The organism is Demequina mangrovi (assembly GCF_000759715.1).
In the GTDB taxonomy this organism is placed as follows: domain Bacteria; phylum Actinomycetota; class Actinomycetes; order Actinomycetales; family Demequinaceae; genus Demequina; species Demequina mangrovi.
Genome location: NZ_BBLU01000012.1, coordinates 25,005 through 46,773, shown reverse-complemented (window position 1 = coordinate 46,773; position 21,769 = coordinate 25,005). Strand labels below are relative to the sequence as shown.

24 protein-coding genes are annotated in these 21,769 nt (G+C 72.6%); 19 read left to right on the top strand and 5 right to left on the bottom strand.

What is annotated here, in order from left to right; all coding sequences use genetic code 11:
- From TR42_RS15350 to TR42_RS10490, 10 genes are all read left to right on the top strand, one after another.
- A partial coding sequence (locus TR42_RS15350) for a tetratricopeptide repeat protein (RefSeq protein ID WP_042215613.1) occupies positions 1-1,016 on the top strand: 1,016 nt, incomplete at its 5' end.
- Positions 1,013-2,014, top strand: a complete 1,002-nt coding sequence (locus TR42_RS10525; protein WP_042215612.1) for an HAD-IIA family hydrolase — start codon at positions 1,013-1,015, stop codon at positions 2,012-2,014. The genes TR42_RS15350 and TR42_RS10525, both read left to right, overlap by 4 nt.
- Positions 2,015-2,025: 11 nt before the next feature.
- Positions 2,026-2,199, top strand: a complete 174-nt coding sequence (locus TR42_RS15035; RefSeq protein ID WP_161786637.1) for a hypothetical protein — start codon at positions 2,026-2,028, stop codon at positions 2,197-2,199.
- Between the two features lie 2 nt (positions 2,200-2,201).
- Positions 2,202-3,023, top strand: coding sequence for a TlyA family RNA methyltransferase (locus tag TR42_RS10520; RefSeq protein ID WP_174435467.1), 822 nt, complete (start codon positions 2,202-2,204; stop codon positions 3,021-3,023).
- On the top strand, positions 3,020-3,886 hold the full coding sequence (locus TR42_RS10515; protein WP_042215608.1) for an NAD kinase: 867 nt from the start codon (positions 3,020-3,022) through the stop codon (positions 3,884-3,886). Before TR42_RS10520 ends, TR42_RS10515 begins: the two co-directional genes overlap by 4 nt.
- Complete coding sequence (recN, locus tag TR42_RS10510; protein ID WP_042215606.1) at positions 3,886-5,568, top strand: DNA repair protein RecN; 1,683 nt, start codon at positions 3,886-3,888, stop codon at positions 5,566-5,568. The genes TR42_RS10515 and recN overlap by 1 nt, the downstream gene beginning before the upstream one ends.
- Before the next feature lie 5 nt (positions 5,569-5,573).
- Complete coding sequence (gene steA, locus TR42_RS10505) at positions 5,574-6,704, top strand: putative cytokinetic ring protein SteA (RefSeq protein ID WP_052405956.1); 1,131 nt, start codon at positions 5,574-5,576, stop codon at positions 6,702-6,704.
- Positions 6,701-7,579, top strand: coding sequence for a copper transporter (locus tag TR42_RS10500; protein WP_042215604.1), 879 nt, complete (start codon positions 6,701-6,703; stop codon positions 7,577-7,579). The genes steA and TR42_RS10500 overlap by 4 nt, the downstream gene beginning before the upstream one ends.
- 38 nt (positions 7,580-7,617) lie before the next feature.
- A complete protein-coding gene (gene pyrG, locus TR42_RS10495; RefSeq protein ID WP_042215602.1) occupies positions 7,618-9,306 on the top strand; it encodes a CTP synthase in 1,689 nt (562 codons plus the stop codon).
- Positions 9,306-9,932: an NUDIX domain-containing protein gene (locus TR42_RS10490; protein WP_042215600.1), complete on the top strand. Its 627-nt coding sequence runs from the start codon at positions 9,306-9,308 to the stop codon at positions 9,930-9,932. Before pyrG ends, TR42_RS10490 begins: the two co-directional genes overlap by 1 nt.
- Before the next feature lie 20 nt (positions 9,933-9,952).
- On the opposite strand, the gene ilvA is transcribed toward TR42_RS10490, so the two are convergent.
- Both ilvA and TR42_RS10480 read right to left on the bottom strand, forming a co-directional pair.
- Positions 9,953-11,179 carry a threonine ammonia-lyase gene (ilvA, locus tag TR42_RS10485; protein WP_042215598.1) on the bottom strand — a complete coding sequence of 409 codons (1,227 nt, stop codon included), beginning with the start codon at positions 11,177-11,179 and terminating at the stop codon, positions 9,953-9,955.
- A 2-nt stretch (positions 11,180-11,181) separates the two neighbouring features.
- A complete protein-coding gene (locus TR42_RS10480) occupies positions 11,182-12,129 on the bottom strand; it encodes a COX15/CtaA family protein (protein ID WP_052405954.1) in 948 nt (315 codons plus the stop codon).
- 238 nt (positions 12,130-12,367) lie between these two features.
- Here TR42_RS10480 and TR42_RS10475 point away from each other — a divergent pair, with 238 nt between their 5' ends.
- From TR42_RS10475 to TR42_RS10435, 9 genes are all read left to right on the top strand, one after another.
- A complete protein-coding gene (locus TR42_RS10475) occupies positions 12,368-13,018 on the top strand; it encodes a helix-turn-helix transcriptional regulator (protein WP_042215597.1) in 651 nt (216 codons plus the stop codon).
- A gap of 2 nt (positions 13,019-13,020) precedes the next feature.
- Positions 13,021-14,448: a Fe-S cluster assembly protein SufB gene (gene sufB, locus TR42_RS10470; RefSeq protein ID WP_042215596.1), complete on the top strand. Its 1,428-nt coding sequence runs from the start codon at positions 13,021-13,023 to the stop codon at positions 14,446-14,448.
- Positions 14,445-15,632, top strand: coding sequence for a Fe-S cluster assembly protein SufD (sufD, locus tag TR42_RS10465; protein WP_052405952.1), 1,188 nt, complete (start codon positions 14,445-14,447; stop codon positions 15,630-15,632). The genes sufB and sufD overlap by 4 nt, the downstream gene beginning before the upstream one ends.
- Positions 15,625-15,981: a non-heme iron oxygenase ferredoxin subunit gene (locus tag TR42_RS10460; RefSeq protein WP_042215594.1), complete on the top strand. Its 357-nt coding sequence runs from the start codon at positions 15,625-15,627 to the stop codon at positions 15,979-15,981. Before sufD ends, TR42_RS10460 begins: the two co-directional genes overlap by 8 nt.
- Positions 15,978-16,733, top strand: a complete 756-nt coding sequence (gene sufC, locus TR42_RS10455) for a Fe-S cluster assembly ATPase SufC (RefSeq protein WP_042215592.1) — start codon at positions 15,978-15,980, stop codon at positions 16,731-16,733. Before TR42_RS10460 ends, sufC begins: the two co-directional genes overlap by 4 nt.
- 1 nt (position 16,734) lies before the next feature.
- Positions 16,735-18,006: an aminotransferase class V-fold PLP-dependent enzyme gene (locus TR42_RS10450; protein ID WP_042215591.1), complete on the top strand. Its 1,272-nt coding sequence runs from the start codon at positions 16,735-16,737 to the stop codon at positions 18,004-18,006.
- On the top strand, positions 18,003-18,485 hold the full coding sequence (gene sufU / locus TR42_RS10445) for a Fe-S cluster assembly sulfur transfer protein SufU (RefSeq protein ID WP_042215589.1): 483 nt from the start codon (positions 18,003-18,005) through the stop codon (positions 18,483-18,485). The genes TR42_RS10450 and sufU overlap by 4 nt, the downstream gene beginning before the upstream one ends.
- On the top strand, positions 18,482-18,811 hold the full coding sequence (locus TR42_RS10440) for a metal-sulfur cluster assembly factor (protein ID WP_042215587.1): 330 nt from the start codon (positions 18,482-18,484) through the stop codon (positions 18,809-18,811). The genes sufU and TR42_RS10440 overlap by 4 nt, the downstream gene beginning before the upstream one ends.
- 117 nt (positions 18,812-18,928) lie before the next feature.
- The gene (locus TR42_RS10435; RefSeq protein WP_042215585.1) at positions 18,929-19,474 is read left to right on the top strand and encodes a DUF1697 domain-containing protein; all 546 of its coding nucleotides are present in this window, start codon (positions 18,929-18,931) and stop codon (positions 19,472-19,474) included.
- On the opposite strand, the gene TR42_RS10430 is transcribed toward TR42_RS10435, so the two are convergent.
- The 3 genes from TR42_RS10430 to TR42_RS10420 are packed head-to-tail and all read right to left on the bottom strand — an operon-like array spanning position 19,471 to position 21,704.
- On the bottom strand, positions 19,471-20,298 hold the full coding sequence (locus TR42_RS10430; RefSeq protein ID WP_042215583.1) for an energy-coupling factor transporter transmembrane component T family protein: 828 nt from the start codon (positions 20,296-20,298) through the stop codon (positions 19,471-19,473). The two genes, TR42_RS10435 and TR42_RS10430, sit on opposite strands and share 4 nt — an antisense overlap.
- Positions 20,295-21,002 carry an energy-coupling factor ABC transporter ATP-binding protein gene (locus tag TR42_RS10425; RefSeq protein WP_042215581.1) on the bottom strand — a complete coding sequence of 236 codons (708 nt, stop codon included), beginning with the start codon at positions 21,000-21,002 and terminating at the stop codon, positions 20,295-20,297. Before TR42_RS10425 ends, TR42_RS10430 begins: the two co-directional genes overlap by 4 nt.
- A 9-nt stretch (positions 21,003-21,011) precedes the next feature.
- Entirely contained in the window at positions 21,012-21,704 is a 693-nt protein-coding gene (locus TR42_RS10420; RefSeq protein WP_052405950.1) for a biotin transporter BioY, read from the bottom strand.
- Positions 21,705-21,769 lie beyond the last annotated feature (65 nt).

The following is a 21,769-nucleotide window of genomic DNA, read 5'->3' as shown; positions in this document are numbered from 1 at the left end:
GGCGTTCCTTCGACGGTGACCGTGGCCCCCGCCGCGACGGCGACCGTCCGCAGCGTTCCTACGACGACCGTCCCCGTCGCAGCTTCGACGGCGACCGCGGACCCCGTCGCGACTTCGACCGTGACCGCGCGCCCCGCGGCTCCGGCCGTCCCGGCGCGCGCCCCGACCGCGGCGGCCGTACCCGGCCCGAGTCGGAGGAGCGCACCGCCCGCGTCGCCGGCGTGCCCCTCACCAAGTCGCAGATCGTCGAGGCCCCCGAGGTTCCCGAGGAGATCACGTACGGCCAGCTCGACCGCGCGGTCCGGGCTCGTCTGCGCACGCTGAGCAAGGACAACGCCGAGGACGTCGGCCGCCACCTCATCATGGCGGGCAACCTCGTCGACCTCGACCCCGAGCTGGCCTACCGCCACGCGCAGGTCGCGCTTCAGCGCGGCGGCCGCGTCGACGTGGTCCGTGAGGCCGCCGCGCTCACCGCCTACGCCACCGGGCGTTACGCGGAGGCGCTGCGCGAGCTGCGCACCGTCCGCCGTCTCGGCGGGTCGATCGAGCACCTGCCGCTCATGGCGGACTGCGAGCGCGGCCTCGGCCGGCCCGAGCGCGCCCTCGCCATCGCCGACGAGCCCGACGCGAAGCTGCTCCCGCACGACTCCGCGGTCGAGATGCAGATCGTCATCGCCGGCGCTCGCCTCGACATGGGCGACCCGGAGGCCGCGCTGCTGGTCCTCACGCGCCTCGAGACCAAGAACGAGGAGCTCCAGGTCCGCGCCGACGAGGCGCGGGTCGCGGTGCTGCGCGCGCTCGGCCGCGACGCCGAGGCGGACGAGCTCGAGGCCTCGCTGCCCGAGGAGGTCGAGGAGGAGATCGAGGAGGACATCGTCCTCTACGACACCGCCGAGCTGCCCGAGCCTGAGCCCGAGCCCTCCGACGAGGACGAGGCCATGGACGAGGACGAGGACGTCGCGTACGACGACGAGGACGGCCTCCACGAGGTCGACGAGGACGAGGACAAGGCATGACCGCAGGCCTGCTCGGCACCGAGGCGGCCCTCCAGGACACGTTCGACGTCGCGCTCGTCGACCTCGACGGCGTCGCCTACAAGGGCGCGAACGCGATCCCCTCGGCGCCGCCGGCGCTGGGGGAGGCGCGGGACGCGGGCATGGCGGTCGTCTTCGTGACCAACAACGCGTCGCGCGAGCCCGAGACGGTCGCAGAGCACCTCGCCGAGCTGGGCATCCCGTGCGCCCCGCACGAGGTCATGACCGCCGCGCAGGCGGGCGCCGAGCTGCTCGCGGAGCACATCCCCGCGGGGCAGAAGGTGCTCGTGGTCGGCGGCGCGGGCCTCTATACCGCGGTGCACGCCAAGGGCTACGTCATCGTCGAGTCCGCGGACGATCACCCGGCGGCCGTGATCCAGGGCTTCGCCCCGAACCTCGGCTGGAAGGAGCTCGCGGAGGCGACCTACGCGATCAACGCCGGCGCCCGCTACTTCGCGACCAACCTCGACCTCACGCTCCCTACGGAGCGCGGCTTCGCGCCGGGCAACGGCTCGCTCGTGGGCGTGGTGCGCACCGCCACCGGTGTCGACCCGCTCGCCGCCGGCAAGCCCGAGCCCGCGATGCTGCACATGGCCGCCAGGAAGGCGGGCGCGAGCCGCCCGCTCATGATCGGCGACCGCCTCGACACCGATCTCAAGGGCGCGCGCGCCGCCGAAGTCCCGGGGCTGCTGGTCCTCACGGGCGTGTCGACGGCCCGCGACGCCGTGCTGGCGGTGCCGGGGGAGCGCCCGTCGTTCATCGGCGAGGACCTCTCGACGCTGGCCGAGAGCCACCCCCTGCCCGTGCTCGCGGAGAGCTGGTGGCACGTGGGCGACGCGCGTGCGCGGGTGACCGACGGCCACCTCTCGGTCGACGGCGGCTCGCCGATCGATCGCGTCCGTGCGGCCTGCGCCGCGGCCTGGGAGGCCGCCGACTCCGGCGCGCGCGTCGATGTCGACACCCTTCCGCACTTCGGCTAGCCTCCTGACCCATGGCGGACCTCAACAATTCGCGTGACTTCAAGGGCCAGCTCGAGTACCCGGCCGAGGTGAGGGCGGCTCTGCAGGCCGTGACCGAGCTTCCGGACGACCCGGAGCAGCAGGCCGAGTTCTTCGACAAGGTGCAGGAGGCGCTCTCGACGCGCCTCCGCGACGAATCGCGCTGAGCATGCGGCTGGACCGCGCGCTCGTGGCGCGCGGGCTGGTCACGTCCCGCACCCGTGCGCAGGAGCTCATCGCGGCGGGCGCGGTCGAGGTCGACGGCGTCGCCGTCGTGAAGGCGTCGCTCGACGTCGCGGACGATGCGCGGGTCGAGGTGACGGCCGACGACGGCTACGTGTCGCGCGCCGCGCACAAGCTCATCGGCGCGCTCGACGCATGCCCCGAGCTGGACGTGGACGGCCGGACGTGCCTCGACGTCGGCGCCTCGACCGGCGGCTTCACGCAGGTGCTGCTCGAGCGCGGCGCCGCGCTCGTGCACGCGATCGACGTGGGTCATGGGCAGCTCGCCCCCCGGATCGCGGACGATGCGCGGGTGATCGCCCGCGAGGGCCTGAACGCGCGCGAGCTGGTCGCCGCGGACCTCACCGGGCCCCCGCCCGACCTCGTGGTGGCGGACGTGTCCTTCATCTCGCTCACGCTGCTTCTCACGCCGATCGTGGGCGTGCTCGCGGACGATGCCGACCTCCTTCTCATGGTCAAGCCGCAGTTCGAGGTGGGGAAGGACCGGCTCGGCCGGGGCGGGGTCGTGACCGACCCTGGCGACCGTGCCCGGGCCGTGATGTCGGTGGCGTCCGCCATGATGTCCGCAGGCCTGGCGGTCCATCGGATCGCGCGCTCGACGCTGCCCGGTCCGCACGGCAACGTCGAGTTCTTCGTGTGGGCGTCGCGCGCATGGCAGGCTGGTGACGACGCGCGCCACCGACCGGCGCCGCTGACAGAAGCCCAGGTCCGGGCCGCGATCGAGGATGAGACGGGAGGGACGCCATGACACGCAGGATCCTGCTGGTGGTCCACCCGCATCGTCCCGAGGCGCAGGAGGCGGCGAGCCTCGCCGCCGCGGCGCTCGAGGCTGACGGCATCGCGACCTGCACCGACTTCGAGCGCGGCGTCGACGCGCCGATCGAGGCCGCCCTCGTCCTCGGCGGCGACGGCACCATCCTTCACGCCGCCGACATGACGCGCGGCACGGGCATCCCGCTGCTCGGGGTGAACCTCGGGCACGTCGGCTTCCTCGCCGAGCTCGAGCGCGACGACGTCGCCCACGCCGCGCGCCGGCTCGCCGCGGGTGAGTACGACATCGAGGAGCGCGGCACGCTCGACGTGGTCGTGACCCTCCCCACGGGCGAGCAGACCTCCGGGTGGGCGCTCAACGACGTCACCATCGAGCGCGCGAACCTCCGCACCACGATCGAGGTCGCGCTCGACATCGACGACCACCCGCTGTCGACCTTCGGCTGCGACGGCGTGGTGATCTCGTCGGCGACGGGCTCGACCGCGCACGCCTTCAGCGCCGGCGGCCCCGTCCTGTGGCCCGACGTCGACGCGCTCCTCGTGGTGCCGCTCGCCGCCCACGCGCTGTTCTCGCGCCCGCTCGTCGTGAGCCCGTCCTCCCAGGTGCGCGTCGAGATCCTCGACCGCTCGTCCAGCGACGGCCAGGTGGTCCTCGACGGCGCGCGTGCGCTCGACCTCGCCCGCGGGGGCCGCGTCGAGGTGTCCCGCGGCTCGCAGACGGTGAGGCTTGCGCGCATGTCCGACGCGCCGTTCAGCGAACGCCTGGTGCAGAAGTTCGCGCTGCCGGTCGACGGCTTCCGCGGCGAGCGCCCCATCTCCGACTCCGGGGCGGGGATCTAGTGCTGCACGAGCTCGCGATCGAGAACCTCGGGGTGATCGAGTCCGCCCGGGTCGACCTCGGCCCCGGTCTCACCTGCGTGACGGGTGAGACCGGCGCCGGCAAGACCATGGTGCTCACCGGCCTCGGGCTCATCATGGGCTCGAAGTCCGTGCGCGCGACCGTCCGCACCGGTGCCGAGGCCGCCGTCGCCGAGGCGGTTGTCGACGTCGCGCCCGGCTCGTGGCCCGCGGAGCGCCTCGAGGAGGCCGGCGCCGCGTTCGACGACGACGGCACGGTGATCGTGAGCCGGTCGGTCGGCGCCACCACGCGCTCGCGCACCGTCGTCGGCGGACGCACGATGCCGCAGGCGGTCCTCGCCGAGGTCGCCTCCCACTGGCTCACCGTGCATGGCCAGAGCGACCAGGCCCGGCTGCGCTCGTCCGCCGAGCAGCGCGCGATCCTCGACGGCTACGCCGACCACGGCCCCCTGCTCGAGCGCTACCAGGAGGCCTGGTGGGCGTGGCGGCAGGCGCAGGACGAGCTCGAGCGCATGGAGTCCGGAGCCGAGCGTGCCCGTCTCGAGGCCGCGCGCATGCGCGACGACCTCGACGCGATCGACGCCGTCGCCCCCGAGGCGGGGGAGGAGGCGCGCCTCAAGGCCGAGTCAGAGGTGCTCGAGAACTCCGAGGCAGTCCGAGCCGGGGTCGCCGGCGCGATGGCGGCGATCGACGGCGAGTCCGAGATGACGCTGGTGATCGCCGCGGACGCCGCGCGCCGCGCGCTCGGCGAGGCGGCGCGCCATGATCCCGCGCTCGAGGAGCTCGAGACGCGCCTCAACGATGTCGCGTACGCCGCGGCGGACATCGGCCATGAGCTCGCGTCGTACCTCGACCGCATGGAGGCGGACCCCGCGCGGCTCGAGCAGATCCAGCTGCGTCGCGCCGAGCTGGGCGGCCTCATGCGCCGCATCGGCGCGGATCTCGACGGCGTTCTCGCGTACCGCGAGCGGGCGGCCGCGGCGGTGCTCGAGGACGACACGTGGGACGAGACGCTTGAGGCGCGCCGCGAGGCCGTCTCAGTGGCGGCTGCCCGGGTCGAGGCGCTGGCCGACGAGCTCTCGGCGAGCCGGAGCGAGGCGGCCGCGCGGCTCGCGGTCGACGTCGACGCCGAGCTCGCAGGGCTCGCGATGCCCGATGCGAGCTTCGCGGTCGAGGTCGCGCGCGCCGAGCTGCGCCACTCCGGGGCCGACGAGGTCTCGATGACGCTCGCGTCCCATCCCGGCGCGCCGCATCGTCCGGTCGCGGAGGCGGCGTCGGGAGGCGAGCTCTCGCGCATCATGCTCGCGATCGAGGTCTCGCTCGCGCGTCACGCCGCCGCGCCTGGCCACACGTTCGTGTTCGACGAGGTCGACGCGGGGGTGGGCGGCAAGGCCGCGATCGCGATCGGCAGGCGTCTCGCGGAGCTCGCGCGCACCCACCAGGTGCTCGTGGTGACGCACCTCGCCCAGGTGGCGGCGCACGCGGACCGGCACGTGGTGGTGGCGAAGGCCTCGGACGGCTCTGTGACCCGGTCGCAGGTCCACGAGGTCGCCGGGGAGAGCCGCGTCGAGGAGCTCGCACGCCTGCTCTCGGGCCACGAGGACTCGAAGACCGCACTCGCCCACGCACGTGAGCTGCTGGAGGCCTCCCGCGTGGCACCATAGCCGCCATGACCACCGCCGCCACGCTCGTCTCGGGACCTGCCCGGGTGGATCCGTCGCCGCACGCGCTCGCGCGGCGGCTGCAGCCCGGCGACGTGGCGATCGTCGACGCGCTCGACCTCGACAGGAGCGCCGCGGCGGCCCTGGCCGAGCGGCGTCCCGCGGCGGTGGTGAACGCGCGGTCCTGCATCTCCGGACGCCTGCCGACCACCGGCGCGCTCGCGCTCCTCGAGGCGGGGATCCCCGTGGTCGAGTCCGCGGGCACCGGCGTGCTCGCCATCCGCGACGGTGCACGCGTGACGGTCGACGGCGCGCGCGTCTCCGGCCCCGGCGTGGAGGCGCCCGAGGGCACGCGGCTCACGCGCGAGGACGTCGAGGAGCGCGTCCGCGCGGCCGACGAGGACCTCCACGTCCACGTCGCGTCGTTCACGGTGACGGCGCTCGACCTGCTCAACGAGGACGCCGGGCTGCTGCTCGACGGCGTCGGCCTGCCCGAGCTGAGGCTCCCGATCGACGGCCGTCCCGTGGTCGTGGTGACGGAGCGCTTCGCGGGAGCCGACCCGGTGCTCGCGCGCTTCGCCCGCGAGAGGCGGCCCGTGGTCATCGCCATCGGCGAGGGCGCCGACGCCGCACGCGCGGCGGGGCTCAACCCCCGCATCGTCCTCGGGGACATCGAGGGCGTGAGCGAGGAGGCGCTGCGCCGCGCGGCGCAGGTGATCGTGCACGATGCGGACGGTCGCGACGGCGGCCGCGCCCGCGCCCTCGCGATCGGTCTCACGCACGACTCGTGCGACGCGAACCTCGCGAGCGAGGACGTCGCGCTGCTGGCCGCCCACCGCGCGGGAGCCTCGGTGGTCGTGGTCGCCGGCGCGCGCGACGGGCTCCTCGACCACGTGTCCGACCGGTCGACCGCGGGCGCGGGCGCGCTGCTGTCTCGCCTGGTCGCCAGCGGATCCGTGGTCGACGCCGCGGTCCTTCCCGCCGTGTACCGGCACCGGTACAGCGCGCTCACCACGTGGGGCGCGCTCGGCCTCGCGTGCGCGGCGCTCGCGCTGGCGGCGTGGGGCACCCCCGAGGGGCACGATGCGATCGCGGGAGCGTGGGACTGGCTCGCGGCGACCGTCGGAGGCGGTCGATGACCGACGCCCGCACCAGGCTCGTCTCCGCGGGCGCGGGCGTCGCGGTCCTCGCGATCGGCGTGGTGCTCGGCTCCGGCCCGTTGCGGGCCGCGCTCCTGGGCGAGACAGGGGAGCGGATCGACTCCCTCGAGAGCGACCTCGCCGCCGCCGAGCAGCACGTCGACGACGCGGACGCCCGCGCGGATGTCGCGGTGGACTACGTCGACGCCACGGCGCCGACCCTCCTCATCGACCTCCTGCCGGGCACCGACGTGGTCCTCGTCTCGGCGCCGGGCGCCCCGGCGGCCGCCCGCGACGCGGTGTCCGCGCGCCTGCCGCTCGCAGGCGCGACCGAGGCCGCGGCCGTGAGCCTCGGCGACGGCTGGCAGGACGCCGCGACCAGCGAGTTCCGTGCCGCGCTGGCCGACCAGGTGGTGCCGTCCCTCGTGGGAGTCGACGCCTCCGACCCGGCGACGGTCCTCGCTCATGCGTTCGTGCAGGGTGCCACCGGCGCCGCCCCCACGGGCGCGGGCCGCGCCGACGTCTCCGCGGCCGGCGCCGACCGCGGGCCGGTCCTGTGGGACCTGCTCACGCAGGCGGAGCTGGCCGAGGGGGACCGTGCGGAATCCGCCGATGCCGTGATCCTCATCGCGGGTGACGCCGAGGCCACGCAGGTGCTCGTGGAGGCCTTCGCCGCGTACGACGCACCGGTGACGGTGGTGGGCGCCCCCGGGGCGATCGCCGCCGACACCAGGCGCGACGATGTCGCGACCGTCGCATCGTCCGACTGGACCCTCGGCTCCGTGACCGCCGTCGCGACCGTGGCCGAGACCCTCGCGGGAGAGCGTCCGCACTACGCCGACGGGGCCGTCCCGGGACTTCTCGGCGTTTCCTGAGACGCACCCGGGTCTTCCGGCTGTTAGCATTGAAGCCCGTGGAGCGAACGCGATTCTCGTCCGGCACGGACCATGTCACCCGTCAGATCTTCGTCACCGGAGGCGTGGTGTCCTCCCTCGGGAAGGGCCTGACGGCCTCCTCCCTGGGACGGCTTCTCCGCTCGCGCGGCCTGCGCGTGACGATGCAGAAGCTCGATCCCTACCTCAACGTGGACCCTGGAACGATGAACCCGTTCCAGCACGGCGAGGTCTTCGTCACCGATGACGGTGCCGAGACCGACCTCGACATCGGCCACTACGAGCGCTTCCTCGACGTGGAGCTCTCGGCCGCCTCGAACGTCACCACGGGCCAGGTCTACTCGCAGGTGATCGCCAAGGAGCGCCGCGGCGAGTACCTCGGCGACACCGTGCAGGTGATCCCGCACATCACCGACGAGATCAAGCGCCGCATGCGCCAGCAGGCGGGCCCGTCGGTCGACGTCATCATCACCGAGATCGGCGGCACCGTCGGCGACATCGAGTCGCAGCCCTTCCTCGAGGCCGCGCGCCAGGTCCGCCACGACGTGGGCCGCGACAACGTCTTCTTCCTGCATGTCTCGCTGGTGCCGTACATCGGCCCCTCGGGCGAGCAGAAGACCAAGCCGACCCAGCACTCGGTGGCCGCGCTGCGCAGCATCGGCATCCAGCCCGACGCCCTGGTGCTGCGCTCCGACCGCGAGGTCCCGACCTCGGTCAAGAACAAGGTCGCGCTCATGTGCGACGTCGAGCCCGGCGCCGTGGTGAACGCCGTCGACGCGCCGAGCATCTACGACATCCCGAAGGTGCTGCACGCCGAGGGCCTCGACGCCTACGTGGTGCGCCGCCTCGACCTGCCCTTCCACGACGTCGAGTGGGGCGCCTGGAACGACGTCCTCAAGCGCGTGCACAAGCCCGCCCGCGACGTGGAGATCGCGCTGGTCGGCAAGTACATCGACCTGCCCGACGCGTACCTCTCGGTCTCCGAGGCGCTCCGCGCCGGCGGCTTCCACCACAACGCGAAGGTCCGCATCCGCTGGGTGGCCTCGGACCGCTGCCAGACCCCGCAGGGCGCGCAGGAGGCCCTCGGCGGCGTCGACGGCGTGCTGGTGCCCGGAGGCTTCGGCGTGCGCGGCGTCGACGGCAAGATCGGCGCGCTGCGCTGGGCCCGCGAGAACCAGGTGCCGACGCTCGGCATCTGCCTCGGCATGCAGACGATGGTGATGGAGTACGCGCGCAACGTGCTCGGCCTCGAGGGCGCGTCGAGCTCCGAGTTCGACCCCGAGACCCCGCACCCCGTGGTCGCGACCATGGAGGAGCAGCTCGACATCGTCGAGGGCAAGGGCGACCTGGGCGGCACGATGCGCCTGGGCGAGTACCAGGCCGTCCTCAAGGAGGGCTCGGTGGTCGCCGCGACCTACGGCAAGTCGACCGTGGGCGAGCGCCACCGCCACCGCTACGAGGTCAACAACGCGTACCGCGAGCAGCTCGAGGAGGCGGGCCTGGTGGTGTGCGGCGAGAGCCCCGACCGCTCGCTCGTCGAGTTCGTCGAGCTCCCGGCCGACGTGCACCCGTACTACGTCGCGACCCAGGCGCACCCCGAGTTCCTCTCGCGCCCGACCAAGGCGCACCCGCTGTTCGCGGGGCTCATCGGCGCGTCGATCGCGCGCCAGGACGAGGCCGCGGCACCGGTCGACACCGCGACCGTCTGATGATCGCCGACGTCCCGGGCGCACGGCCCGTCGCGCAGTCGCGCCTGGTGTTCCAGGGCGGCGTGTGGGACGTGCGCTCGGACGACGTCGATCTGGGGGAGTCGGGCGTGGTGACGCGCGACTACATCCACCACACCGGCGCGGTCGCCATCATGGCGCTCAACGACGCCGACGAGCTGTACCTGGTCCGCCAGTACCGCCACCCGGTGCAGGCCGAGACGTGGGAGCCGCCCGCGGGTCTGCTCGACCTCGCGGGCGAGCCTCCCGTCGACGCCGCCGCGCGCGAGCTCCACGAGGAGGCGGACCTGCGCGCGGGCCGCTGGGACACGCTGCTCGACTTCATGACGTCCCCCGGCGGCTCCTCCGAGGGCATCCGGATCTTCCTCGCGCGGGACCTTTCCGAGGTGCCGGAGGCCGAGCGGCACGCGCGGCACGAGGAGGAGCGGGACATGGAGGGGCGCTGGGTGCCTCTCGCCGAGGTCCTCGCCTCGATCTGGGCGGGCGAGGCCCAGAGCCCGACCATCGTCGCGGGCGCGCTCGCGCTCGACGCCGCGAAGCGCTCGGGATGGGAGCTGCTGCGCCCGGCCGACGCGCCGTGGCGCCGTCCCCCCTCGCTGCTCGACTGAGCGGCGCGTGAGGTCGCGGCTCAGCCGCCGACGACCTCCGGCGCGTATCCCGCGGCGCGCAGCGCGTCGATGACCGCGGTCTGATGGTTCGGACCGCGGGTCTCGACGCTCATCTGGAGCACCACGTCGTTGAGCGTGAGCCCCTGGTCGTGACGGGTGTGGAGCACCTCGATGACGTTCGCGCCCTCGCGAGCGAGCAGCTCGGACACGCGCGCGAGCTGTCCCGGGCGGTCGGGGAGCGGGATGCGGATGGTCATGTACCGCCCCGAGGCGACCAGCCCGTGGGCGACGATGCGCTGCAGCAGCAGGGGATCGATGTTGCCGCCCGAGACGAGCGCGACAGTCGACCCGTGGGGCTCGATCAGCCCCTCGAGGATCGCCGCGACCGCAGCGGCACCCGCCGGCTCCACGACCAGCTTCATGCGCTCGAGCAGGGTGAGCACGGCGCGCGCGAGGTGGTCCTCCTCGACCGTCACCACCTCGTCCACGAGGTCGCGGACGATCGGGAACGTGTGCTCGCCGGGCCTCACGACCGCGATGCCGTCGGCGATGGTCGCGCCGCGCTCGATGGTGACCGGGTGGCCGGCGGCGAGCGAGGGCGGGAAGGCGGCTGTCGCGGCCGCCTGCACGCCGACGATGCGGATGTCGCGGCCCTGCTGGGCGGCCACGGCCTTCGCGGCGACGGCGACGCCGGCGATGAGCCCGCCTCCGCCGATCGGCACGACGATCGTGTCCGCGTCCGGGACGTCCTCGAGGATCTCGAGACCGATGGTCCCCTGACCCGCGATCACGTCCGCGTGGTCGAACGGGTGGATCATGATCGCGCCGGTGCGCTCGGCGTGCGCGGCGGCGAGCGCGAGGCACTCCTCGACGGTCGCGCCGTCCGTCACCACGGTCGCGCCGTACCCCATGGTCGCGAGCAGCTTGGGCACGGGCGCGCCGAGCGGCATGAAGATGGTCGCCTCGACGCCCAGCTGCTGGGCCGCGAAGGCCACGCCCTGCGCATGGTTGCCGGCCGAGGCCGCGACCACGCCTCGCGCCCGCTCCTCGTCGGTGAGTCGTGAGAGGCGGTAGGTCGCGCCGCGCAGCTTGAAGGAGCCGGTGCGCTGGAGGTTCTCGAGCTTGAGCGACACGGGGCAGCCGTGCAGCTCCGAGAGGTACGTCGCGTGGTCGAGCGGGGTGCGCTGCGCGACGCCGGCGAGGGCGCAGGCGGCGTCCTCGACGTGCGCTAGCGTGACCTCGTGCACGGTCAGGCCGCCGTGTCGCGGGCCGTGAGGCGGAAGAACGCCGAGTGAGCGGCGGTGAGCACCGCGGCGCCGAGCAGGTGCGCGCCGACGATGAGCGCGGGCAGCCCGGTGAAGTACTGGACGTAGCCGATCGCTCCCTGGGCGAGCGTCACGCCCGCGAGGACCCAGAACGACAGGCGGGCCTCGTCGCGGTCGTCCGCGCTGCGGTCACGACGGATCCGCCAGCCGATCCACACCAGCAGCGCGATGAAGGCCCACACCGCCATCGCGTGCGCACGCGCGATGAGCGCGGGATCGAGCGCGAGGCGCTCGGTCGCCTCGGCGTCGCCCGAGTGCGGGCCGGCGCCGGTGGTGAGCGCGCCGAGCACGAGCAGCACCACCAGGAGCGCGGCCGAGGCCCAACGCTCGATGACGAGAGGACCGCCGAGGCGCCCACGGGCGTCGCGGTAGCGCAGCGCGAAGCGGACGGAGTACCAGACGAGCGCGAGGCTCAGCAGCATGTGAGGCGCGACCACGAGCGGGTGCAGCTCGACGAGCACGGTGATGCCGCCGAGCACCGCCTGCCCGAGCACGCCGGCGAGCGGCACGAGGCCCCACCACCGGAGGTCGCGGCGCGTGCGCCACACGCCGATCGCGAGGAGCGCGGCGACGACGAGGAGCACGAACGTGAGCGTGCGGTTGCCGAACTCGACGGCCGGGTGGAACCACAGGCCCTCGTGGAACTCCGGGGTGAAGGAGCCGGGCTCGCACTGCGGCCACGTGGAGCAGCCCAGGCCCGAGCCCGTGAGCCGCACGGCCCCGCCGGTGACGATGATGCCCGCCTGGGTGCCGATGTTGAGCAGCGTGAGGCCGCGGGTGCGGCGGCCGATCGCGTCGCCGACGCGTCCGGGCAGGCCGCGGACTCCGCGGGCGGGGGAGGGGGCGACGGGGGGCTGCTCGGTCGTGCTCACCGGGCAAGTCTAGGTGCGGCGCCGGAGGGGACGATGCGCGCCGCGTCCCCGTAGGATGGACGGCCGGATCCCGGGCACATCCGGGAGGCCGGAAGCGTTGCACCTGGGGCGACCCGAGGGAGCCGGCGCGGGTAAGGGTGGCCTTGCTTGCGGCGTTTTTTTTAATGAATCAAAATGTTGCTTAATTGGAGCGAGGGCGTCAGCGCGCCCGCTCCCGGGACGAAGGAGAGGCCACCGGATGCATGCCGACACCACGCGCGACCGCGTGCTGAGCCTCATCGCGACGGCCGGCCCGATCACGGCGGCGGCCCTCGCGACCGAGCTCGGCGTCACGCCGGCCGGCGTGCGCCGTCACCTCACCGCGCTCGAGGACGAGGGGCACATCGTCGACCACGAGCCGCCGGGGCAGCAGGCCCGCGGCCGCGGCCGTCCCGCCCGCTCGTTCGTCGCCACCGGGGAGGGCCAGCGCGCCCTCGCCACGGCGTACAAGGACGTCGCAGTCGACGCCGTCGAGTTCCTCCGCGATGCGGGCGGTCTCGAGGCGTTCGTCGAGGCCAAGGCCAAGGAGCTCGAGGACGCCGTCTCCGGCGCCGTCGACCCCGATGCGCCGATGGCCACCAAGGTCGAGGAGCTGGCCGCCGCGCTCGGCGAGCGCGGCTTCGCGGCATCGGTCCGTCCCGGGCCGGGCGGCATCACCGTCCAGCTCTGCCAGGGGCATTGCCCCGTCCAGTCCATCGCGGAGAAGACCCCGGAATGGTGCGAGGCCGAGGCCCGCGCCTTCTCCAGGGTCCTCGACGTGCACGTGCAGCGGCTGTCGACCCTCGCGGGCGGCGCGCATGTCTGCACCACCACGATCCCGCTCGCCACCCCCACCCGTAAGGAAGGATGAGCATGAGTGCTCCGACCGAGCCCATGACGCAGGACGAGGCCATCGCCTCGATCGGCAACTACCAGTTCGGATGGCATGACTCGGATGAGGCCGGCGCGCTTGCCAAGCGCGGCCTCAACGAGGACGTCGTCCGCGAGATCTCGGCGCTCAAGAACGAGCCCCAGTGGATGCTGGACCTGCGTCTCAAGGGTCTGAAGATGTTCGAGAAGAAGCCGCTGCCCAACTGGGGCTCCGACCTCACCGGCATCGACTTCGACAACATCAAGTACTTCGTCCGCTCGACCGAGAAGCAGGCCACCAGCTGGGAGGACCTGCCCGAGGACATCAAGGCGACGTACGACAAGCTCGGCATCCCGGAGGCGGAGAAGCAGCGCCTCGTCGCGGGTGTGGCCGCGCAGTACGAGTCCGAGGTGGTGTACCACCAGATCCGCGAGGACCTCGAGGAGCAGGGCGTCATCTTCCTCGACACCGACACGGCTCTCAAGGAGCACCCGGAGCTGTTCGAGGAGTACTTCGGCACCGTCATCCCCGTCGGCGACAACAAGTTCGCGGGCCTCAACACGGCCGTGTGGTCGGGCGGCTCGTTCGTCTACGTGCCGCCGGGCGTCCACGTCGAGATCCCGCTCCAGGCCTACTTCCGCATCAACACGGAGAACATGGGCCAGTTCGAGCGCACGCTCATCATCGCGGACGAGGGCTCGTACGTGCACTACGTCGAGGGCTGCACCGCGCCGATCTACTCGAGCGACTCGCTGCACTCGGCCGTCGTCGAGATCATCGTGAAGAAGAACGCCCGCGTGCGCTACACGACCATCCAGAACTGGTCGAACAACGTGTACAACCTCGTGACCAAGCGCGCCACGGCCGCCGAGGGCGCCACCATGGAGTGGGTCGACGGCAACATCGGCTCGAAGGTCACCATGAAGTACCCGGCGATTTTCATGCTCGGCGAGCACGCCAAGGGCGAGACGCTGTCGATCGCCTTCGCGGGCGAGGGCCAGCACCAGGACGCGGGCGCCAAGATGGTGCACGCCGCCCCGAACACCTCGTCGTCGATCATCTCGAAGTCCGTCGCCCGCGGCGGCGGCCGCACCTCGTACCGCGGCCTCGTGCAGGTCCTCGAGGGCGCCAAGAACTCGAAGTCGAACGTGCTGTGCGATGCGCTGCTCGTCGATCAGATCTCCCGGTCCGACACCTACCCGTACGTCGACGTCCGCGAGGACGACGTCCACATGGGCCACGAGGCATCCGTCTCGAAGGTGTCCGAGGACCAGCTGTTCTACCTCATGTCCCGCGGTCTCGAGGAGTCGGAGGCCATGGCGATGATCGTGCGTGGCTTCGTCGAGCCCATCGCGCGCGAGCTCCCCATGGAGTACGCCCTCGAGCTGAACCGCCTCATCGAGCTCCAGATGGAAGGATCCGTCGGTTGACCGTCACCGATCACACCCAGGCCACCGCTGACGCCGCGCACTCGCACGGCATCATCCCCGACAAGTCCCGCGCGGACCGTCCCACGTCCTTCGACGTGGACGTGTTCCCCGTGCCGACCGGTCGCGAGGAGAACTGGCGCTTCAGCGCGGTGCGCGACCTCAAGCCGCTGTTCGCGGACGAGGCGGCCGACGGCCACCTCGAGTGGACCACCAGCGACCTCCCCGAGGGCGTGAGCCTCGTCGAGGTGCCCGTGGACGAGGCGCAGGCCCGTTCCGTGCGCGCCCCCGGCGACCGCGCGTCGGCCATCGCGGCCAAGCGCTCCGGCGGCGCGATGGCGCTCACGATCGCGGCGAACACCGTGGTCGAGGAGCCCATCACCATCGACCTCAACGGCACGGGCGGCGACGTCCGGGGCCACCTCCTCGTCGAGATCGGCCAGAGCGCCGAGGCGACCGTGGTGATCACCCGCACGGGCACCGCGCGCTACTCGGAGCTCGTCTCCGTCGACCTCAAGGACAACTCGGGCCTCAACCTCGTGCTGCTGCAGCAGTGGGACGAGGACGCGGTCCACGCCGGCGAGGTGGTCGCCCGTCTCGGGCGCGACTCGCGTCTGCGCGGCACCGTGGTGACGCTCGGCGGCAAGGTCGTACGCCTCAACACCTCGGCGGCCTTCGCCGGCGAGGGCGCGAGCGTCGACCTCTTCGGCCTCTACTTCGCGGACTCGGGCCAGCACCAGGAGCACCAGCTCTTCGTCGACCACGCCGTCCCGAAGTGCACCTCGCGCGTCACCTACAAGGGTGCGCTCGCCGGCAAGACCGCACGCTCCGTGTGGATCGGCGACGTCCTCATCCGCGCCGCGGCCGAGGGCACCGACACCTACGAGCTCAACCGCAACCTCGTCCTCACGGACGGCGCGCGTGCGGACTCGGTCCCGAACCTCGAGATCGAGACCGGCGAGATCGAGGGCGCGGGTCACGCGTCCGCGACCGGCCGCTTCGACGAGGAGCAGATGTTCTACCTGCGCTCGCGCGGCATCTCGGAGGAGCAGGCCCGCAAGCTCGTGGTCCGCGGCTTCTTCGCCGACCTCATCCACGAGATCGGCGTGCCGGCGGTCGAGGAGTCCCTCATGCGCCAGATCGACCTCGAGATCGCTCACGTCGAGGAGGAGCTCGAGAATGAGTGAGCAGCTCGCGTGCATGGTGGCGGACCTGAAGCCGGGCTCCGCCATGCTCGCCGAGCTCACTCTCGAGAACGGCGCCGACGTCCCCGTGGCCATCGTGCGCGCGGATGACGGCGACTTCTACGCGATCGACGACATGTGCACCCATGGAGAGGTCTCCCTCTCCGACGGCGACGTCGAAGGGTGCTTCGTCGAGTGCTGGGGCCACGGCTCCCGCTTCGACGTCCGTACGGGCGAGCCGGACGAACTGCCCGCGATCACCCCCGTCAAGACCTACCCCGTCCGCGTCGACGGCGAGCGTGTGCTCGTCGACGTCGACGCACCCAAGAATTCTCAGAAGGAGAACGCATGAGCACCCTGGAGATCCGCAACCTCCACGTCACCGTCGAGACCCCCGAGGGCACCAAGGAGATCCTCAAGGGCGTCGACCTGACCATCAACTCGGGCGAGACGCACGCCATCATGGGCCCCAACGGCTCCGGCAAGTCGACCCTGGCGTACTCGATCGCCGGTCACCCCAAGTACGAGATCACCGAGGGCTCGGTCACGCTCGACGGCGAGGACGTCCTCGAGATGTCGGTCGACGAGCGCGCCAAGGCCGGCCTGTTCCTCGCGATGCAGTACCCGGTCGAGGTCCCCGGCGTCTCGGTGTCGAACTTCCTCCGCACCGCGAAGACCGCGATCGACGGCGAGGCCCCCAAGCTCCGCACGTGGGTCAAGGACGTGAAGGGCGCCATGGAGAACCTCCGCATGGACCCGTCGTTCGGCGAGCGCGGCGTCAACGAGGGCTTCTCGGGCGGTGAGAAGAAGCGCCACGAGATCCTCCAGATGGAGCTCCTCCAGCCCAAGATCTCGATCCTCGACGAGACCGACTCGGGCCTCGACGTCGACGCGCTGCGCATCGTCTCCGAGGGCGTCAACCGCGCCAAGGACAACACCGGCCTGGGCGTCATGCTGATCACGCACTACACGCGCATCCTGCGCTACATCAAGCCCGACTACGTGCACGTGTTCGTCAACGGCCGCGTCGCCGAGGAGGGTGGCCCCGAGCTCGCCGAGCGTCTCGAGGCCGAGGGCTACGACCGCTACCTGGCCAGCGCCTGACATGTCCCCGGATCTGCGCGACGACTTCCCGCTCCTCGCCCGCACGGTGAGGAACGGGAGGTCGCTCGTGTACCTCGACTCGGGCGCGACGGCGCAGAAGCCGCTCGCCGTGCTCGAGGCCGAGGCCGCCTTCTACCGTGAGCGCAACGGCGCCGTCGCGCGCGGCGCCCACCTCCTCGCGGAGGAGGCGACCGAGGCCTTCGAGTCCGCGCGTGCGGACGTCGCGGCGCTCATCGGCGCGGCGGCCGACGAGGTGGTGTGGACCTCCGGCGCCACCGCGGCGATCAACCTCGTCGCGAACGGCATGCTGCAGGCGTCCCTGGGCGCCGGCGGCGCGGAGGCCGAGCGCTTCCGGGTCGGCCCCGGCGACCGCATCGTGGTGACCGAGCTCGAGCATCACGCGAACCTCATCCCGTGGCAGCAGCTCGCCGCCCGCACGGGCGCCGAGCTCGCCTGGATCCCCGTGGACGATGACGGCGTGCTCCGGTACGACGAGGTCGACTCGGTCATCACCCCGGAGACGCGCGTCGTGGCCTTCACGCACGCGAGCAACGTCACCGGCGTGGTCACGGACGTCGAGGCGATCGTGCGCCGCGCGCGCGAGGTCGGGGCGATCACGGTTCTGGACGGCTGCCAGTCGGTGCCGCACCTGCCCGTGGACGTCGCCGAGCTGGGCGTCGACCTCATGGCCTTCTCGGGCCACAAGATGCTCGGTCCCACCGGCATCGGCGCGCTGTGGGGTCGCAAGGACCTGCTCGACGCGCTCCCGCCCTCGATGTTCGGCGGCAGCGCGATCCGGGTCGTCACCATGGAGACCACCACGTGGCTCGAGGCGCCGCAGCGCTTCGAGCCCGGCACCCAGCCGGTCGCTCAGGCGGTCGGCATGGCCGCCGCGGCCCGCTACCTCATGGACGTCGGGATGGACGAGGTCGCCCGTCACGAGGCGCACCTCGCGCAGCTGCTGCGCGAGGGCGTGGCCGCGCTCCCCGGCGTGCGGCTGCTGGGCCCCGTGGGCGGGTCGGGTGCGCTCGACGTGCTCGGCCTCGCGGCGGTGGTGGTCGACGGGGTGCACGCGCACGACGTGGGCCAGATCCTCGACGACCGCGGCATCGCCGCGCGGGTGGGCCACCACTGCGCCCAGCCGCTCCATCGCCGCCTCGGCGTCACGGGCTCGACCCGCGCGTCCGCCCACCTGTACACCACCGAGGACGATGTCCGCGCCTTCCTCGAGGCGCTGGCCGGAGTCCGCGAGTTCTTCGGAGTCACCGTATGAGCCTCGAGGCCATGTACCAGCAGGTCATCATGGACCACGCCCGCGAGGGCCATGGTCGCGGCCTGGTCGAGATCGACCTCCCGCACCGCGGGGAGTCGCACCAGGTCAACACCACTTGCGGCGACGAGGTCACGCTGCGCGTCGGCGTGGACGGCGACACGCTCGCGCGCATCGCGTGGGAGGGCCAGGGCTGCTCGATCTCTCAGGCGTCGATCTCGGTGCTCTCCGAGCTGCTCGAGGGCGAGTCCCTCGAGACGGCCGACGAGACGTTCGAGGCGTTCCGCGCGCTCATGCAGTCCAAGGGCGAGCACCTCGACGAGGAGCGCGAGGACATGCTGGGCGACGCGACGGCCTTCGTCGGGGTCGGCAAGTATCCTGCACGCATCAAGTGCGCGCTCCTGGGCTGGGTGGCCCTCCGGGACGCGCTCATCCAGGCGCGCGGCGCATCGTCCGCCGGCGCGGAAGGAGGAACCGCATGACCGAGGAGACCAAGGCTCCGGCCAATGCCGCGGACGTCGAGGAGGCGCTCCGCGACGTCATCGACCCCGAGCTCGGCATCAACGTCGTCGACCTCGGACTGGTCTACGGCGTGATGCTCGACGAGAACCGCCACGCGGTGATCGACATGACGCTCACGTCGGCGGCGTGCCCGCTCACGGACGTCATCGAGGACCAGGCGGGTCAGGCCCTCTCGGGTCTGGTCGACGGCTTCCGCATCAACTGGGTGTGGATGCCGCCGTGGGGCCCCGACAAGATCACGGACGACGGCCGCGAGCAGTTGCGCGCGCTCGGCTTCAACGTCTGAGCAGCCTCGTCGCGAGAGCCCTCGATCCCTCCGGGATCGGGGGCTCTCGGCGTTGTGGGGGAGGCCGCGCGGGTGTGACGATGGGCGGGTCCAGCACGAGCGCGCAGGGGAGGGACGATGCCCGCAGCGACCCATGTCGCCCTCATCCGCGGGATCAACGTCGGCGGACGCAACGCCGTGCCCATGGCGCGCCTCCGCTCGGCGCTCGAGGAGCGCGGCGTTACCGCGCGCACGTACATCCAGTCCGGCAACGTGCTGGTCGAGACGCCGGACAGCGACGAGGCGCAGGTGGGCGCGCTGGTCGAGCAGGTGCTGGCGGAGGAGTTCGACGTGGTGACAGTGGTGGTCGCCGTGGCCGCGGAGCGCCTGCGGGCCGCGGTCGACGATGCGCCGTCCGGCTTCGGCACCGAGCCCGACGTCTACCACTCGGACGTGGCCTTCCTCCGCGCGGGGGTGGACGTGGGGGAGGCGTTCGGCGCCTTCGCCATGCGTGAGGGCGTGGACGCCGGCTGGGCGGGGAAGGGCGTGATCTACTTCCGCCGGCTCAGCGCGCAGCGCACGCGCAGCCGCATGAACAAGGTGATGTCGACGCCGTTCTACAAGGACATGACCATCCGGAACTGGGCCACGACCACGACCCTGGTCGCGATGCTCGACGGTTAGGCGGTCGGGTCGTCCTCGAGGGGCGGCTGCGGGGCCTCCTGGGCCTGCTGCGCCTCCCGCTCGCGCTGCTCCCGGCGCTCCCGGCGCGAGCGCCGTGTGCCGGCAGGGGTCACCGTCGGGGTCTCGCCGCTGGGGACCTCGCGCACGGGCGGCGCGGCGAGCAGGGGAGCGGAGGCCTCCTCCTGCTCTCGGGGCTCGGGCACCTGGTACTTCGAGCGGCCGTGCTCGGCGATGCCGCGCGCGTGGAGCGCCTGGCCCAGCTGGAGCGCGAAGCCGACGGTGCGGGACGCCGAGGGGATGAGGACGGCGCGCATGTCGCGGTCGAGCCCGCGCGCACGGGCGGCGACGCGCGCCTCGGTGATGATGCGCGCCGCCTCGGGGATGGAGCGCAGCGTGAGCGACACCATGACGCCGATGGTCTCGGGCGGCAGGATCCACCGCAGCGGACGCGCGAGCGTGGTGATGAGCTCGAGCATGTCGCTCATCGAGGTCGAGCTGGAGACGGCGAGCGCGAGCGCCGCGATCGAGATGAGGTCGCCTGCGAGGTCGAGCGCGCGCACGTAGTCGCCGCGCAGCAGCTGGAACACCGTGGTGAGGCACGCGATCAGCACGATCACCGCCATGCCCTTGACCGTCGCCTTGAGCGGCGGCTGGGTCGAGGCGAGCAGCAGCACGCAGGCGGCGGTGATGCCGACGCTCGTCACGGGATCCGAGATCACGAGGCAGGCGATCGACATCCCGACCAGCAGCAGCATCTTGAACCAGGCCGGCGCGAGGTGCATCGGGGTGCGCCCCGGCCGGTAGATACCGAGGAGGGTGATCACGCCGTGGCGCCCTGCGACGCGCGGCCGAACATGAGGTCGCGGTAGAGCTGCACCGCCTCCCGGGGGTCGCCGTCGAAGACCACGCGCCCCAGGTCGACCACGAGCGTGCGCTCGGCGCGGGCCGCCGAGTCGAGGTCGTGGGTCACCTCGATGACCTGGAGGGGCAGCGAGCGCAGGAGCGCACCGACGTGGGCGCGCCAGCGCAGGTCGAGCAGCGTCGTGGGCTCGTCGGCGACCACGATCGACGGCGTGCACGCAAGCACTCCCGCGAGCGCGAGGAGCTGACGCTGCCCGCCCGAGAGGGCGTTGACGGAGACGTCGGCCTTCGAGGCGAGGCCGATCTCCTTGAGCGCGGCCAGCGCCGCATCGTCACGCTCGCGACGGTTCTTGATGACGCGACGCAGCGACAGCGCGACGTCCTCGATCGCGGTCGGCATGATGAGCTGCGCCGAGGCGTCGGTGAAGAGGTAGCCGACCTTGCGACGCACCTGCGCCCCATGCTTCTGGGTGTCGAGCCCGTCGACCTCGACGGACCCGGACACCGGGAGCACCAGGCCGTTGATGAGACGCGCGAGCGTCGACTTCCCCGAACCGTTGGCGCCGATGATGCTGACACGGTCCTCGGTGAGGGTCAGCGTGGTCGGCTCGAGGATCGGCACCCCGGAATCGGGCGCGACGACAGCCGCGTCCTTGAACTCGATCATGCGACAAGGCTACGCGGTGGCGCGCGCCGCCTCGTCCTCGGGGGCGTCCTCGTCGGCGTGCACCGAGCCGGAGGCGGCGCGGCGGGCGGCGCCGAGCAGGCCCGGGTACGCGCGGTGGATGGCCGCGGCGACGAGCGCGGCGAGGAAGACCTTGAGCAGGTCGCCGGGAAGGAACGGCACGGTGCCGACCGTGATGCCGGTGACGCACCCGCTGGCGAAGTCGCCCACGCCCTCGCAGTCCGCGGGCAGCGTGAAGACGTTGAGGCCCAGCTTGCTCGCGAGGACGGGAACGCCGAAGGCGTAGATGATCGGGATCGACACGAGACCGGCGCCCAGGAGCGGTACGTAGGTGAGGCTGCCGCGGCGCGCGAGGAGCTGCGCGATGAGGCCCACCACCGGGGCCGCGACCAGCATGCCGAGCAGGTAGCCCCAGCTGGGGCGCGCGAAGATCGCGAAGCCGGCGACCCCGTTGGAGAAGATCGGCGCGCCCGCGAGACCCACGGCGATGTAGAGCGCGGTCGCGGCGAGCGCCCGCCAGGGGCCGAGCACCAGCGCCGTCACCACGACCGCGAAGGTCTGGAGCGACAGCGGGACCCCGGCGGCGAGAGTGATCTCGGGGGTCAGGGTCGAGGCGGCGATGAGGCCGGCGAAGACCGCGACGAGCGCGATGGACTGGGCCGTGAAGCCGCGGTGCTGGAACATGGGGACCCCCTGGGATAATGGACGCGGTCACCCTATCCGCGCCGCATGTCCCCGAGGCCGGGTTC